Genomic DNA, 15,549 nt, shown 5'->3' on the forward strand with positions numbered 1-15,549 from the left:
CGTGGTGATCGCGCGACCATGGGCACATGGAGTACGACCGCTACTGCGACCTGACGATGCGCGGCGGCACGACCAGCGGAGTCGTGTACCCGCTGGCTGTCGCGTCGCTGGCACGCCACTACGAGTTCCGGCAGATCGGCGGCGCGTCGGCGGGGGCGATCGCCGCGGCGTTCGCCGCCGCCGCCGAGAAGGGGCGCGGCAGCGGCGGGTTCGAGAAGCTCGCGGGGCTGGTCGACTGGTTCGCCGGCGGCACCGGGGCGGACCGGTGGCGGCTGGCGCAGCTGTTCCAGCCGAACGCCAAGACGCGCGCGCTGTACCGGATCGTCGTCGCCACCATGCAGCAGCGGGCGACGACCGGGCGCAGTGCGGTGTCGTGCCTGTTCTTCGCGTTGCTCGGCGCGGTCGGGTTGCGGGCGAAGGCCGTGCTCGGGCTGATGGCGCTGCTGTGGCTGACCGGGCCGGTGCTGTGGTCGGCGTGGCTGGCGCCGCGGGAGTACCTGCCGTGGCTCGCGATAGCGCTCACGGTCGTGGCGGTGGCATGTGTGCCGTTGGTGTTGTGGCCGTTGCGGAACAGCTTGCCTTGGCAGGCATGGGTGTTCATGGCGGTGCCGCTGGTGCTCGGCATGGTGTTCGCCCGGCACTACGGCACGGCGGCGGTCGTGTTGCTGGTGTGGCTGGTGTTGACGCTGGCGATGGTCAGCGCGTTGATCGCCACGTACGCGTATGCGATGCAGCGGTACATGAAGAACAACGCGCGCGCCGTCCACTTCGGACTCGTGCCGGGCACGGGTGACTTCCGGCCGTCGTGGCTCGACCGGTTGGCGGGGGTGCCGAAGTCGACCGGGGTGCCGCCGCTCGCGGACTGGCTGGCGGACCGGCTCGACGAGCTCGCGGGCACCGAACGCGCGTTGACGTTCGGGGATCTGGGCGAGGTCAACCTCGTGCTGATGACCACCGACCTGTCCGAGGGGCGGCCGTACCGGTTGCCGCTCAGCGAGGAGTGGCAGTACTGCGAGGAGTGCCTGGGGTACGTGCTGCCGCGACGGGTCGTGGAGCAGCTGGACGGCGTACCGGCGGACGGCCGGTGCCCGCTGCACGAGCACATGCCGTTGCGGCAGCTGCCGGGCCGGGAGCGGTTGCCGGTGGTGGTGGCGGTGCGGATGAGCCTGTCGTTCCCCGGCCTGATCGCGGCGGTGCCGCTGTGCCGCGGCGGGAAGGTGCACTGGTTCTCCGACGGCGGGATCACCAGCAACTTCCCGATCCACTTCTTCGACGCGCTGCTGCCGCGGTGGCCCACGTTCGGGCTGAGCCTGCAGTCCTACCCCGACGGCGACACGGCCGAGGTGTGGCTGCCCGAGCAGGACGCGTCGGACAGCGGGACGCCCTACCGGCAGCTCACCTCGATGCCGGGGTTCCTGATGTCCATCCTGGACACGTTCCTCGACTGGCGGGACACGATGCAGTCGGCGCTGCCCGGCTACCGCGGCCGCATCGCGCACGTGCGCCAGGCGGAGGACGAGGGCGGCACGAACCTGTTCATGACGCCCGAGACCATCCGCACGCTGGCGTTGCGCGGGCAGAAGGCCGGCGATCTGCTGCGCGAGCGGTTCACGCAGCAGCAGAACACCGACCGCTACCGCTGGATCCGGCTGCGCATGGCGTTGCGCGAGTACCAGGAGCTCGGCGTGCAGGCCGAGGACCGTGAGGCGCTCTACGACGCCGTGCTCGCCCGGTTCGAGATCCCCGAGGCGCTGCACGAGTGGTTCCGCACCCCACCGGCGGACGGCGACCCGTACCGCGACGCGATCGAGGTCGCGCTGGACGACGTGGGCCGGCTCGCGGAGGGCGGTCCGTTCGACGGGGTACCGCCGGTGGACCCGGATCTGCGGCTGACACCGCCCGAGTGAGCGCGCTACCCTCGTGGACATGACGCGCCGATTCAGCCACCCCCGACCCGCGGCGGTGGCGCGCGCCTGAACCACCTTCCCGCCGGTCGGGGGACCTCGCACCAGCACCCCACGCCGAGAACGGGAAGAACCCATGTACCGCACCGATGAACTCGTGCGCGCCCTGAAGGTCCGCGACCTCACCGATCCCGCCCAGGGCCCGCACGCGATGCAACTGCTGATCGCCGACCTCAAGGCAGCGTTGCCGGACACGAGAGAAGTGCGCCACCATCCGCTCGTACCGGTGGAGCACAACTACGAGCACCTCGGCTATCCCGCCGACGCCATCACGCGCGATGCCCGCTACACGAGGTACGTCAGCGAGACGTGCATGTTGCGCAGCCACACGACGGCGATGATCCCGCCCGCGCTCAAGGACGCGCGGCCCGACGTCACGCTCCTGTGCCCCGGTCTGGTCTACCGCCGTGACACGGTCGACAGGCTGCACACGGGCACACCGCACCAGCTCGACCTCTGGCGCATAACGCACGGAGCCGAACCGCTCGAAGACCTGATCCACGTGGTCGTGAGCACGGTTCTCCCCGGCAAGCGCTACCGCACGATCGACGCCGAACACCCGTACACCACGCACGGCAAGCAGATCGACGTGTGGCACGACGGCCAGTGGGTGGAGATCGGCGAGTGCGGGTACGCGGCGCGGCACGTCCTCAAGGACCACCCGCACGGGCTTGCGATGGGGCTGGGCCTCGACCGGTTGGTGATGCTGCGCAAGGGCGTTCCCGACATCCGCCTGCTGCGCAACGGGGACGCGCGCATCGCGGAGCAGATGCGGGACCTGGCCGAGTACCGCCCGATCTCCCGGCACCCGGCCGCGACCAGGGACATCTCGATCGTGGCCGACGGGCACGAGGACGCCGAGACGCTCGGTGACCGGATTCGCGCGCTGGACCCGCAGGACCTGGTCGAGGAGATCGCGGTTCTCAGCGAGACACCGGCCGAGGAGCTGCCCGCGCACGTCCGGGAGCGCCTCGGTGTCCGGCCGGGGCAGAAGAACGTGCTCATCCGCGTGACGATGAGGGCGCCGGAGCGCACCCTCACCGACCGCGAGACGAACGAGCTGAGGGACCGGCTGCTTCAGCGCTTGCGGGCGACCGCGCCGTAGATGCTGATGCGGTCCTCGTAGGAGTCCGGGCGCCACTCGTTCACCGGGACGACGCCCGGCTCCAGCACGTCCATGCCGTCGAAGAAGCGGACGACCTCGGCGTGCGAGCGGACGCTGATCGCGTTGTCGGTGCTGCGGTACACCGCCATGACCTGCGCGGCCTCCTCCTGTTCCTGCGGCGAGAGGCCGTCGTGGGTGGCGTGCGTGATCGCCAGGTACGAGCCGGAGGGGAACGCGGCCATGTACTCGGCGGCGGCGCCGTACGGGTCGTCGGAGTCGGGCACGAAGTGCAGGGCCGCGATGATCAGCACCGCGACCGGCCGGTCGAAGTCGAGGACGTCGCGGGCGGCGTGCAGCACCTTCGCGGGCGCGCGCAGGTCGGCCTGCAACGCCGTGGCGTGCGGGTTGTCGGCGAGCAGCGCGGTGCTGTGGGCCACGGCGACGGGCTCGAAGTCCACGTAGACCACGCGTGCCGACGGGTTGTCCTGCTGGGCGATCTCGTGGACGTTGCCCACGGTCGGGATGCCGGAGCCCAGGTCGAGGAACTGGTCGACGCCCTCCGCGACCAGGTGGCGCACGGCCCTGCGCAGGAACGAGCGGTTGGCCCCCGCGCTGTGGGCGATGCCGGGGAAGATCTTCTCCACCTGCTTGGCGGCGGCGCGGTCGGCTTCGAAGTTGTGCGAGCCGCCCAGGTAGTAGTCGTACATCCGCGCGACGCTCGGACGCGTGACGTCGACCGTGGACGGGACCCACTTCAGCTCTTCCTTCACGCGAAGATCCTCGCTAATCGCCGCACGGGTGTCCACCGCCACACGCCCGGTCGCCCGCCGTGTCACCCGCTTCCCCGCTCGCTCACAGCGAACGGACCGGGGGAACACCACCCCGCTGAAGTTGGTTGAGCGGTACAGACTCAACTTTGGAGGGTGATGGAGATGGGCGAGACGTTGGCCCTGCCGGTGCTGCCGCTGGACGACGTTGTGGTGCTGCCCGGCATGGTGGTGCCGATCCGCATCTCCGGTGCGGAGGCCAGCGCGGAGGCCCGTGCCGCCGTGGACGCCGCCACGACGGCGGCGAACCACCAGGTTCTGCTGGTACCACGGCTGGACGGGAAGTACGCGGCGGTCGGCACACTGGCCGAGATCGAGCAGGTGGGACGCCTGCCGGGCGGTGAGCGCGCGGCGGTCGTGCGCGGTACCAAGCGCGTGCGGATCGGGACGGGGACCACGGGGCCGGGTGCGGCGCTGTGGGTGAACGCGACCGTCACCGACGAGTCGCCGGTCACCGACCGGACGCGGGAGCTGGCCCGCGAGTACCGGGCCATCGTCACGAACGTCCTGCAGACGCGGGGTGCGTGGCAGATGGTCGACTCGGTGCAGCAGATCACCGACCCGTCCGCGCTCGCCGACCTCGCCGGCTACGCGCCCTACCTCGACGAGAAGCAGAAGATCTGGCTGCTGGAGACGAGCGACGTCACCGCGCGGCTGGAGAAGCTGGTCGAGTGGGGACAGGCGCACCTGACCGAGCTCGACGTCAACGAGACGATCGCGAAGGACGTCAAGGAAGGCGTCGAGAAGCAGCAGCGGGAGTTCTTGCTGCGCCAGCAGATGGCCGCGATCCGCAAGGAGCTGGCCGAGCTCGACGGCAAGCCGGCGTCCGAGGAGGCCGACTACCGGGCCCGCGTCGAGGCCGCGAGCCTGCCGGAGAAGGTCGAGAAGGCGGCGCTCGCCGAGGTCGAGAAGATGGAGCGCACCTCGGAGCAGTCGCCGGAGGTGGGCTGGATCCGGACGTGGCTCGACACCGTCCTCGAACTGCCGTGGAACGAGCGGACCGAGGACTCGTACGACATCAAGGCCGCGCGTGAGGTGCTCGACGCCGATCACGCGGGTCTGGACGACGTGAAGCAGCGCATCACCGAGTACCTGGCCGTGCGCAAGCGCCGGGCCGATCGCGGTCTTGGTGTCGTGGGCGGTCGTCGTTCCGGTGCGGTGCTCGCGCTCGTCGGTCCCCCCGGTGTCGGCAAGACGTCGCTGGGCGAGTCCGTGGCGCGCGCCATGGGGCGGAAGTTCGTGCGGGTCGCTCTGGGCGGCGTGCGCGACGAGGCCGAGATCCGCGGTCACCGCCGCACGTACGTCGGCGCGTTGCCGGGCAGGATCGTCCGTGCGATCAGCGAGGCCGGTTCGATGAACCCGGTCGTGCTGCTCGACGAGATCGACAAGGTCGGCTCCGACTACCGCGGCGACCCGACGGCGGCGTTGCTGGAGGTGCTGGACCCGGCGCAGAACCACACGTTCCGCGACCACTACCTGGAGGTCGAGCTCGACCTCTCGGACGTGGTGTTCCTCGCGACCGCGAACGTGCTGGAGTCGATCCCGGCGCCGCTGCTCGACCGCATGGAGCTCGTGCAGCTCGACGGCTACACCGAGGACGAGAAGGTCACGATCGCCCGCGACCACCTGCTGCCGCGCCAGCTCGACCGGGCCGGTCTCACGGTGGAGGACGTCGCGATCGACGAGGCCGCCCTGCACCAGCTCGCGAGCGAGTACACGCGGGAAGCCGGTGTGCGGCAGCTGGAACGGTCCCTCGCGCGGATTCTGCGCAAGGTGACCGCGAAGGTCGCACTGGGCGAGCGGGAGCTGCCGATCGAGGTCGACCGGCCGTCGCTCAAGTCGTACCTGGGCAGCCCGAAGAACACGCCCGAGTCGGCGGAGCGGACCTCGGTGCCCGGTGTGGCAACGGGTCTGGCCGTCACGGGCGTCGGCGGTGACGTGCTGTTCATCGAGGCCTCGCTGGCCCCGAAGGACACCGGGTCGACCGGCGTCACGCTCACCGGCCAGCTCGGCGACGTGATGAAGGAGTCGGCGCAGATCGCGTTGTCCTACCTGCGTTCGCACGACGACAAGGCCGCGGCGCTGGCCGACCGGGGTGTGCACGTCCACGTCCCGGCGGGTGCGGTGCCGAAGGACGGGCCGTCCGCGGGCGTGACGATGACGACGGCGCTGGCCTCGCTGCTGTCCGGCCGCCCGGTGCGCTCGGACGTGGCGATGACCGGTGAGATCTCGCTGACCGGCCGGGTGCTGCCGATCGGCGGCGTGAAGCAGAAGCTGCTCGCCGCCCACCGCGCCGGCATCACGACCGTGCTGCTGCCCCAGCGCAACGAGCCGGACCTGGACGACGTGCCGGAGTCGGTGCGCGAGCAGCTGACCGTGCACTTCGTCTCGGACGTGTCCGAGGTGCTGCGGCACGCGCTGTCGGCGGAGACGGCCCAGGAGACCGTTGCGGCGTAACGGTCTCCGGTAGACCCCCGCGGGGGCAGCAGCGGCGACTGCTGCCCCCGCGGGGCTTTTCAGTGACCGATGTCGATGACGAGCCGGTTCGGACCCGTCAGCGTGAACACCCGGTGCCACGACGCGGCGTCGCCGTACCCGACGGCGATGCCCAGCGTGGCCTCGAAGTCACAGGTGAGCGCGACCCCGCGGACGTTCTCCAGACCGGGCGTCGGGAAGTTGCGCGACCCGGTGTAGGTCGGGTTCCCGGCGTCGTCGTGCGCGGCCGCACCGATCAGCGTGACCTCCAGGACCTCGTTCCCGGGAACGGCGACCGGCAGCCCCGACCCGCAGTTCGAAACAGCGGTGACCTCGCGGACCCGGTGCTCGGCCGGCAGGCCGGACAGGTCCAGCACCACCCGGTCGAACCCGGTGTTGCGGCCGGTCCTGATGTCGGACAGCGTCGGTGTGCTCTGCGCCGACGCCGTCGGGACGACTGTGCCGACCGCGAGCACCGCCACCAGCACCGCGGTGAGACGTGTGTTCATCTTCGGCCCCCTCTCAAGGCTCGTTCGATGACCTGAAGACGTGTGAGCCGGGCCACAGTTGCGTCGCCGCCGCGGGTGGATGTCGATGACGACCGCGGATGCGCGGTCAGGCGAGGAAGTCCTCCAGCGGCACCGGCGTCAGCCCGTCGTGCTTCGCCCGCTCCAGGAACGCGGTGAAGTCCTCCACGAACGTGGTGCGGAAGTGCATGAGCACGATGTCCCCCGGCCGCAGCCGGTCGCCCACCTGGAACTGCACCCGGCCGTCGTTGACCGCGGCGGTCCAGTTGACCAGCGCCTTGAACCCGCAGCCGGCAGCCGCCCTGCGGGTGTTCGCGTCGTAGTTGCCGAACGGCGGGCGGAACAACGTGGGCCGCTTGCCGTACTCGGCCGCGAGGAAGTCGGCGTTGCCGCAGATCTCCTGCCGCTGGAACTCGTAGCCCTTGCCCTGCAGGTTCGGGTGGTTCGTGGTGTGGCTGTGGACCGTGACGGGCATGTGCTTGAAGTAGTCCTTGTGCCCCTCGGCGTACTTGGTGTTGAGGAACAGCGACGGCCACACGCCCGCGTTCTCCATCAGCTCGCGCGCCTTCGGGTGCTGCACCGCGCCGTCGTCGATCGTGATGAACACGTACGGCTTGGCGGTTTCGATGCGCGTGACGACGGGCACCATGCCGTCGTGGACCGCCGGCGCGTGCGCCTGCACCGTGCCGTACGTGTACGGCGGCTCGAACATCCGCTTCGGCTGCTCGGTCGTGGCGGTGGTCGTCTGCGGCGCCGTCGTGAGCACCGGCCCACCCGGCTGCGCGTCGGGTTGCCGCGCACATGCGACCAACACCACGACCAGCACAAAGGCAGCACAAAGCCGCAACTTGGACATCATTTCCCCCTCCACGCGGAAGACGCCGCGCAGGCACTCATGGTTGCACGGGGATAAGGTCGAAATGATCACAAAGAGGAGGAGTTCCGATGAGCCTTGAGCGTCCAGTCGCTCCCGACCCCTACGCCCTGCTCCCCGCGGTCGGCACGTTCTCCGTCACGTCCGCGGACGTCCGCGACGGCGAACAGCTCCCCGACGCCCAGGTGTTCGAGGGCGGCAACACCTCGCCGCAGCTCTCCTGGTCCGGTTTCCCGGCCGAGACCCGCAGCTTCGTCGTCACCTGCTTCGACCCGGACGCCCCGACCCCGTCGGGTTTCTGGCACTGGGTGGCCGTCAACCTCCCGGCCTCGACCACCTCGCTGGACACCGGCGCCGGCGAGTCCGACGCCACGCTGCCCGGTGACGCGTTCCACGTCCGCTCCGACTACGGCACCCGCGCGTTCGGCGGTGCCGCCCCGCCCAAGGGCGACCACCCGCACCGCTACTTCTTCGTGGTGCACGCGGTCGACGTCGACGCCCTCGACGTGGACTCCGACGCCTCCCCCGCGGTGGTGAGCTTCAACCTCGCGTTCCACACGCTGGCGCGCGCGATCATCACGCCCACCTACCAGCACTGACCTGGTCCGGCCGTGCCCGGTGCGCCCGCGGGCGGGCCGGGCACCGTCGTGCGGCGGGCCCCGTCTCGGGAACACCGGTCCCCGAACAATGGTTGGATCGTCACGTGAGGCACTTCGACCTGGTCATCATCGGCACCGGCTCCGGCAACTCGATCCCGAACGACGCCATGGCGGACTGGCGGATCGCCATCCTCGAAAAGGGCACGTTCGGCGGCACCTGCCTGAACGTCGGCTGCATCCCGACGAAGATGTTCGTCCACACCGCCGACCAGGCCGCGGCGCCTGCCAACGCGAAGAAGCTCGGCGTGGACGCGCACCTGGACGCCGTGCACTGGCCGGAGATCCGCGACCGGATCTTCGGCCGGATCGACCCGATCTCGCAGGGCGGCCGGAACTGGCGGGCCAACGAGAACGCCAACGTCACCGTCTACGAGGGCACGGCGCGGTTCATCGACGCGCACACGATCGACACCGGCACCGGCGAGACCATCACCGCCGACCGGATCGTCATCGCGGCGGGGTCGCGGCCCACCACCCCCGACATCGCGGACCTCGACACGACCGGGTTCCACACCAGCGACACCGTCATGCGGCTGGACGAGCTGCCCGAGAGCCTCATCATCGTGGGCAGCGGGTTCATCGCCTCCGAGTTCGCGCACGTCTTCAGCAGCTTCGGCGTGCGGGTCACGGTGATCGCGCGGAGCAACCTGCTGCTGCGGCACGAGGACCTGGAGGTCGCCGAGCGGTTCACCGAGGTCGCGAAGACCAAGTGGGACGTGCGGTTGCAGCGCAAGACCACGCGCGCCGAGAAGACCGCCACCGGGGTGCGGCTGCACCTCGAAGGACCCGACGGCGAGGAGACCGTGGAGGCGCAGCAGCTCCTCGTCGCGGTCGGCCGGCAGCCCAACACCGACCTGCTCGACGCGGGCAAGGCGGTCGAGCTGCACGAGGACGGGCGGGTCAAGGTCGACGAGTTCCAGCGCACCAGCCAGCCGCACATCTTGGCGCTGGGCGACATCAGCTCGGACTACCAGCTCAAGCACGTCGCCAACCACGAGGCGAAGGTCGTGCAGCACAACCTGCTGCACCCGGACGAGCCGATCGCGAGCGACCACCGGTTCGTGCCGGCCGCGGTGTTCTCCAGCCCGCAGATCGCGAGCGTCGGGCTCACCGAGGAGCAGGCCAAGGCCCAGGGCATCCGGTACGTCACCGCGAGCCAGGCCTACGCGAGCATCGCGTACGGGTGGGCGATGGAGGACCGGACGGGCTTCGCGAAGCTGCTCGCCGACCCGGCCACCGGGCAGTTGCTCGGCGCGCACATCATCGGGCCGCAGGCCTCGACGGTGATCCAGCCGCTCATCCAGGCGATGAGCTTCGGCCTGGACGCGAAGACCATGGCGCGCGGGCAGTACTGGATCCACCCGGCGATGCCGGAGCTCGTGGAAAACGCACTCCTCAACCTACCTCTGGACTGAAGCAAGCCCTTCCAACGGCGCCGCGCCACGCCGACTCCCCTGCTGCTAACGGCATCTGCAAGTACCAGTACTTGCAGATGCCAGCAGAGCAAGGGGTTAGGACTGTTGGACGCGCACGGTGTTGCCGGCCGGGTCGCGGAACACGCAGTCACGGGCGCCCCAGGGCTGCGAGGTCGGTTCCTGCACCACGTCCGCGCCGCCCGCCTGGAGCTTGTCGAACACGCCGTCCAGGTCCGGGGTCGCGAGCGTGATGTACGCGTAGCTCCCCGCCGCCATCATCTCCGCGATCGCGGTGCGGTGGGCGTCGGTGAGGCCGTCGGCCATGGCGGGCGGTTCGAGCACGACCGACGACGCGGAACCGGCGGGTGCGACGGTGATCCAGCGGTGCGCGCCCTGACCGACGTCCAGGCGGACCTCCCAGCCGAGCAGGTCGCGGTAGAACGCGAGCGAGGCGTCCGGGTCGGTGTGCGGCAGGAACGTGGCGTGAATGGTGATGTCCATGCCGGCAACGCTATGAGCAGCGCGAACGCCGTGCTTCTCGATTCCTGACCGAAGCTAGACGTAACGGGGACGGCCGGCGACCCAGCCGAGCGCGGTCAGCGCGGCGAGCAGGACGAGCTGCAGCACCAGCGACACCGTCCACGACCCCGTGGCGTCGCGCAGCAGGCCGAACGCGAACGGCCCGGAGGCCGCGATGAGGTAGCCGAGGCTCTGGGCCATCGCCGACAGCCGCGCGGTGTCCGTCGTTGACTTCGTGCGCAGCGACATCATCAGCAGCGCCAACGGGAACATGCCCATGCCGAACCCGATCAGCACCATCCACAGGCCGGGGGCGGCGGCCGGTGCCACGAGCATCCCGAGGATTCCCGCGAACGACAGCACGCCCAGCACCAGCACCATCGGGCCCTGGCTGGAGAACCGGGCGGCGATCGGTGGCACGAACAGGCTCACCGGCACGCTCAGCAGCATCGAGACCGCGAGCAGAAGGCCGGCGGTGTTCCGGTCCACGCCGGCGTCGACGAGCATCGCGGGCAGCCAGCCCATGACGGTGTAGGCGAACAGCGACTGCAGGCCGAAGAACACGGTGATGACCCACGCGAGCGGGCTGCGCAGCAACGAGCGCTTCTCCGCCGGGGTCGCCGGCTTCACGACCGTGGCGGAGGAACCGTGCCGGGCCGCGGCGGACCAGACGAGCACCGCGCCCAGCGACAGCAGCGCCCACGAGCCGACCGCGAGGCGCCACGAGCCGAGGAGGTCCTCCAGCCGGGGCGTGAGCGCCGCGGCGAGTGCGGCACCCGCGGCGAGCGTTCCGGTGTACACGCCGGTGAGCAGGCCGACGCGGTCCGGGAACGACGCCTTCACCACCACGGGGATCAGCACGTTGGAGACCGCGATGCCCGCGCACGCGATGAAGGTGCCACCCAGCACGACCCACGGGCCGTCGACCACGCGCAGCACCAGGCCGAGCGTGAGCACCCCCAGTGACAGCCCGATCGCGCGGGCCATGCCGAGGCGGCGGCTGAGCCACGGCGCCGCGAACGCCGCGAAGCCGAAGCACAGCGCCGGAACGGCCGTCAGCGCGCTGGTCCACGCGGCGGAAACGCCGAGGGCGGCGCGGACGTCGCCGAGTACCGAGGCCAGACTGGTGACCGCTGGGCGGAGATTCGCCGCCGCGAGGGCGACCCCGACCGCGAGGAGCGTGGACCCGACCAGCGGAACGTGACGATTCTTGACGACCGTCACCCTGCGACCCCGATCGGTGGCAGTCTGTGCGGCACTAGTCGTCTGCTGGATCGTCACGCGCACCACTATCGCAGACATGGGATGTTCGGATGAAAGGATGACGCTGTGCCGTTGGCCACTACCCGACGGACGGGCCTCGTCGACCAGGTGATCGAGCAGATGAGAGGTGCGATCACCAGCGGCGAATGGCCCGTCGGGCAGCGCATCCCGCCCGAGCCCGAGCTGGTCACGGCGCTCGGGGTGGGTCGGAACACGGTTCGCGAGGCCGTGCGGGCGCTGTCGCACGCAGGCCTGCTGGAGGTGCGGCAGGGCGACGGCACGTTCGTCCGCGCCACCAGCGAGATCTCCGGCGCCGTGCGCCGGATGTGCGGAACGGAGCTGAAGGAGGTCCTCCAGGTCCGCAGGACGCTGGAGGTCGAGGGCGCACGACTGGCCGCCAAGCACCGCACCGACGCCGAGCTGGCACAGCTCACCGAGCAGCTGCGCCGGCGCGACGCGGCGATGGAGGCGCAGGAGTGGGCGGAGGTCGTCGAGCACGACACCGCGTTCCACGTGCTGCTCGTGCGGTGCTCGCACAACACGCTTCTAGCCGAGCTCTACCAGGGCTTGACCGAGGCGGTCAAAGCTTCGGTGGCGGCCTCTGTGGACACCAGCCAGCCCGGTCGTGACCAGGTGTCGCACACCGGGCTGCTGCACGCGGTCCGCGACGGCGACCAGGAGAAGGCGGCGATCGAGGCGGGCGGGTTCTTCGAGGAGCTGATCGAGAAGTTCTGCTGAACGCGGACAGCACCTGTCCGCACGAGCTCATAGCGTGGGGGCCATGGAGATCGCGCCGTTCCGACTCGAGATCCCGCAGGCCGAGGTCGACGACCTCCGCTCCCGGCTGGCGAACACCCGCTGGCCGGAGGACGACCTGCCGGGCGTCGGCTGGTCCTACGGCATCCCGCTGAGCTACCTGCGACCGCTCGCCGACTACTGGGCCGACGGGTTCGACTGGCGTGCGCAGGAGGCGCGGATCAACGCCCACCCGCAGTTCACGACGGAGATCAGCGGGCAGCGCATCCACTTCCTGCACGTCCGCTCGCAGAACCCGGACGCGCTGCCGCTGCTGCTGGTGCACGGCTGGCCCGGCTCGTTCGTCGAGTTCCTGGACGTCATCGAGCCGCTCTCGCGGGACTTCCACCTGGTCATCCCCTCCATCCCCGGCTTCGGCTGCTCCGGGCCGGTGAAGAAGCCCGGCTGGAACGTGCTGCGCATCTCGTGGGCGTTCGCGAAGCTCATGGAGGGCCTCGGCTACGACCGCTACGGCACCCAGGGCGGCGACTGGGGCTCCGGCATCGCGCAGGAGATCGGCCGCGTCTTCCCCGAGCAGGTCGTCGGCGTGCACGTGAACATGCTGCAGACCTTCCGGCCGCAGGGCGTCAACGACCTCTCACCGGAGGAGCTCGGGGCGCTGGAGTCGCTCGACCACTACCAGAAGGAGCTTTCCGGCTACATGCACCAGCAGCGCACCCGCCCGCGGACGCTGGCCTACGGCCTGACCGACTCCCCCGTCGGCCAGCTGGCGTGGATCGCCGAGAAGTTCCACGACTGGACCGACAACGACGGCACGCCCGAGAGCGCCGTCGCGCGCGACCACGTCCTCACGAACGTCTCGCTCTACTGGTTCTCCCGCACGGCCGGCAGCTCCGCCGCCCTCTACAAGGAGCAGGCCGCGTCCTGGGGCAACCAGCAACCCACCACGGTGCCGACCGGCGTGGCCGTCTTCCCGCACGACATCAGCCGGCCGGTGCGGTCGCTCGCGGAGAAGATGATCCCGACGATCGTGCACTGGACCGAGTTCGACCGCGGCGGGCACTTCGCCGCGATGGAGGAACCGGACCTGCTGGTCCAAGACATCAGGAAGTTCTTCGGCTCACTGTGACCACTCTTTCGAACCGCACGCTCAACCGGACGCTGCTCCAGCGGCAGCTGCTGCTGGAACGCACCGACATGCCGATCGTGGCCGCCGTCGAGCACCTCGGCGGACTGCAGGCCCAGGCCCCGATCCCGCCCTACCTCGCCCTGTGGACCCGGCTCAAGCCGTACAGGGTCGACGCGCTGAGCAAGCTCATCATCGACCGCTCGCTGGTGCGGATGACGTTGTGGCGCGGCACATTGCACCTGATCTCGGCGGATGACGTCCACCTCATGCGCACGGCGTTGCAGCCGGAGCTGAACAAGTGGGCGAAGATCGTGATGCCGCCCGCCACCCGCGTCGAGATCGACCTCGAGAAGCTGGCCCGCATCACCCGCGAGTACATCGACACCGAACCGCGCACGGTCGCGGAGATCGGTGCCCACCTGGAGGAGCACTTCCCCGAGGCCAGGGCGCGCGAGCTGTCCACCCAGGCGCAGATGCTGGTGCCGATGGTCCAGGTGCCCCCGCGCGGCATCTGGGGCGTCGGCGGGGTGCCGCAGAACGTCGCGATGGCCACCTGGCTCGGCCGGGAGCTGCCCTCGTCGGCCGACGTGCCCGAGCTGATCAAGCGCTACCTGCGCGCGTTCGGCCCGGCGACGCTCGCGGACGTGCAGGCGTGGTCGCGGCTGATCGGGCTCAAGGCGCACGCCGCCGGCCTCGACCTCGTGGAGTACGAGAACGAGGACGGCAAGGTCCTCTACGACGTGCCGGACGGCGTGATCGTCCCCGCGGACACCCCCGCACCCGCCCGGCTGCTGCCCGCGTTCGACAACGTCCTGCTGGGCCACGCCGACCGCACCCGGATCATGAGCGAGGAGGCCCGCTCCCGCTGGGGCGCGGTGCGCAACGGGGTGTTCCCGCCGACGTTCCTGGTCGACGGGTTCCTGCGCGGCACGTGGAACGTGGTGGAGACCAGGGACACCGCGACGCTGACGATCGAGCCGTACTTCAGGACCACCAAGAAGGACCTGGCCGGCGTGGAGCGGGAGGCGAAGGCGGTGCTGAAGGTGATGGCGCCAGGGAAGGAGCACGTCATCGAGCAGCGGCAACCTGCCTGAGCACGTCGAGCGCCGCGGTGATCGCCGGGCGGCGCGAGGCCTGCGTGCGCCAGATCGCGTAGAGCGTGCGGGTGGGGGCGGGCCGCATCGGGACCGCCCGCACGTTCTCCGGCACGACCCCCCTGCCCAGCCGCGGGATCAGCGCGACCCCGATCCCCTTGCTCAGCAACGCGAACTGAGTCTGGTACTCGCTGACCCGGTAGGCCAGCTCCGGTTCGATGCCCGCGCCGTGGAACGTCCGCACCAGCCAGTCGAAGCAGATCGCCCCCTCCGGCTGGCACATCCACCGCTCGCCCGCCAGGTCGGCGGGCACCAGGAACTCCTTGTCCGCCAACGGGTTCGACGTCGGCACCAGCACCTCGGCGAGGTCTTCGCACAGCGCCACCCGCGACAACGAGTCCGGCACCGGCAGCGGCGTGTTCTCCCAGTCGTGCACGACCGCCAGGTCGAGCTCTCCGCGTGCCACGGCCTCGGTCGCGAGCGGCGGGTCGATCTCCTTCATCCGCACGTCCAGCGCGGGGTGCTGCTCGGCGAGACCGACCAGGACGTCCGGCAGCACCCCGCGCGCCGCCGTGGCGAACGCGCCGATGCACAGCCGGCCGACCGCGGCACCGCGGTGCTCCTCCAGCGCCACCTCGGCCTCTTCGACGAGCTTCAGCACCTGCCCGGCCGTGTCGGCCAGCAGCAGCGCGGCGTCCGTCAGCGCCACCCCGCGGCCACGCCGTTCGAGCAACGTCGTGCGCGTCTCGCGTTCGAGCTTCGCGATCTGCTGGGAGACCGCGGACGGCGTGTAGCCGAGCACGTCGGCGGCCTCGCCGACGGTCCCGTAGGTCGCGACGGCGTGCAGGGCCCGCAGGCGTCCGAGATCGAGCATGTAGCGATGCTAAACCCAATACCCCACGACTTGGAACTGGTGCTAAACAGTCGTGCGGCGCACGCTGG

General features: G+C 70.5%; 14 protein-coding genes. 8 read left to right on the forward strand and 6 right to left on the reverse strand.

Going from position 1 to position 15,549, the window contains the following annotated elements:
• Positions 1–26 precede the first annotated feature (26 nt).
• Both ACZ7CF_RS25535 and srmL read left to right on the forward strand, forming a co-directional pair.
• A complete protein-coding gene (locus tag ACZ7CF_RS25535; RefSeq protein ID WP_470370751.1) occupies positions 27–1,907 on the forward strand; it encodes a patatin in 1,881 nt (626 codons plus the stop codon).
• A 133-nt stretch (positions 1,908–2,040) separates the two neighbouring features.
• Positions 2,041–3,069, forward strand: a complete 1,029-nt coding sequence (gene srmL, locus ACZ7CF_RS25540; RefSeq protein WP_470370752.1) for a PheS-related mystery ligase SrmL — start codon at positions 2,041–2,043, stop codon at positions 3,067–3,069.
• Here the strand turns inward: srmL and ACZ7CF_RS25545 are convergent.
• Complete coding sequence (locus tag ACZ7CF_RS25545) at positions 3,042–3,839, reverse strand: SAM-dependent methyltransferase (RefSeq protein ID WP_458430640.1); 798 nt, start codon at positions 3,837–3,839, stop codon at positions 3,042–3,044. The genes srmL and ACZ7CF_RS25545 overlap by 28 nt on opposite strands.
• 162 nt (positions 3,840–4,001) lie before the next feature.
• On the opposite strand from ACZ7CF_RS25545, the gene lon reads away from it, so the two are divergent.
• Positions 4,002–6,353 (forward strand): endopeptidase La, encoded by a 2,352-nt coding sequence (gene lon, locus ACZ7CF_RS25550; protein WP_470370753.1) that lies wholly within the window; start codon positions 4,002–4,004, stop codon positions 6,351–6,353.
• A gap of 59 nt (positions 6,354–6,412) precedes the next feature.
• On the opposite strand, the gene ACZ7CF_RS25555 is transcribed toward lon, so the two are convergent.
• Both ACZ7CF_RS25555 and ACZ7CF_RS25560 read right to left on the reverse strand, forming a co-directional pair.
• The gene (locus ACZ7CF_RS25555) at positions 6,413–6,880 is read right to left on the reverse strand and encodes an AMIN-like domain-containing (lipo)protein (RefSeq protein ID WP_360390854.1); all 468 of its coding nucleotides are present in this window, start codon (positions 6,878–6,880) and stop codon (positions 6,413–6,415) included.
• 106 nt (positions 6,881–6,986) lie between these two features.
• Positions 6,987–7,757 (reverse strand): polysaccharide deacetylase family protein, encoded by a 771-nt coding sequence (locus ACZ7CF_RS25560; protein WP_470370754.1) that lies wholly within the window; start codon positions 7,755–7,757, stop codon positions 6,987–6,989.
• A gap of 86 nt (positions 7,758–7,843) precedes the next feature.
• Between ACZ7CF_RS25560 and ACZ7CF_RS25565 the strand changes: the two genes are divergently transcribed.
• Positions 7,844–8,371: a YbhB/YbcL family Raf kinase inhibitor-like protein gene (locus ACZ7CF_RS25565; protein WP_360390856.1), complete on the forward strand. Its 528-nt coding sequence runs from the start codon at positions 7,844–7,846 to the stop codon at positions 8,369–8,371.
• A 104-nt stretch (positions 8,372–8,475) separates the two neighbouring features.
• Positions 8,476–9,846, forward strand: coding sequence for a mycothione reductase (locus tag ACZ7CF_RS25570; protein WP_470370755.1), 1,371 nt, complete (start codon positions 8,476–8,478; stop codon positions 9,844–9,846).
• Positions 9,847–9,942: 96 nt separating this feature from the next.
• Here the strand turns inward: ACZ7CF_RS25570 and ACZ7CF_RS25575 are convergent, their stop codons facing one another.
• Together ACZ7CF_RS25575 and ACZ7CF_RS25580 are read right to left on the reverse strand one after the other, a co-directional pair.
• On the reverse strand, positions 9,943–10,347 hold the full coding sequence (locus tag ACZ7CF_RS25575) for a VOC family protein (RefSeq protein WP_360390862.1): 405 nt from the start codon (positions 10,345–10,347) through the stop codon (positions 9,943–9,945).
• 54 nt (positions 10,348–10,401) lie between these two features.
• The gene (locus tag ACZ7CF_RS25580) at positions 10,402–11,589 is read right to left on the reverse strand and encodes an MFS transporter (protein ID WP_360390865.1); all 1,188 of its coding nucleotides are present in this window, start codon (positions 11,587–11,589) and stop codon (positions 10,402–10,404) included.
• Between the two features lie 105 nt (positions 11,590–11,694).
• On the opposite strand from ACZ7CF_RS25580, the gene ACZ7CF_RS25585 reads away from it, so the two are divergent.
• From ACZ7CF_RS25585 to ACZ7CF_RS25595, 3 genes are read left to right on the forward strand one after another with little or no spacing between them, the layout of a single operon-like run.
• Entirely contained in the window at positions 11,695–12,366 is a 672-nt protein-coding gene (locus ACZ7CF_RS25585; RefSeq protein WP_470370756.1) for a FadR/GntR family transcriptional regulator, read from the forward strand.
• Positions 12,367–12,409: 43 nt separating this feature from the next.
• Positions 12,410–13,513, forward strand: coding sequence for an epoxide hydrolase family protein (locus ACZ7CF_RS25590; protein WP_360390870.1), 1,104 nt, complete (start codon positions 12,410–12,412; stop codon positions 13,511–13,513).
• The gene (locus ACZ7CF_RS25595) at positions 13,510–14,607 is read left to right on the forward strand and encodes a winged helix DNA-binding domain-containing protein (protein ID WP_470370757.1); all 1,098 of its coding nucleotides are present in this window, start codon (positions 13,510–13,512) and stop codon (positions 14,605–14,607) included. Before ACZ7CF_RS25590 ends, ACZ7CF_RS25595 begins: the two co-directional genes overlap by 4 nt.
• Here ACZ7CF_RS25595 and ACZ7CF_RS25600 read toward each other — a convergent pair.
• Positions 14,582–15,481, reverse strand: a complete 900-nt coding sequence (locus ACZ7CF_RS25600) for a LysR family transcriptional regulator (RefSeq protein WP_470370758.1) — start codon at positions 15,479–15,481, stop codon at positions 14,582–14,584. The two genes, ACZ7CF_RS25595 and ACZ7CF_RS25600, sit on opposite strands and share 26 nt — an antisense overlap.
• Between the last annotated feature and the right edge of the window lie 68 nt (positions 15,482–15,549).

It is taken from the genome of Lentzea sp. NPDC036955, assembly GCF_055608005.1.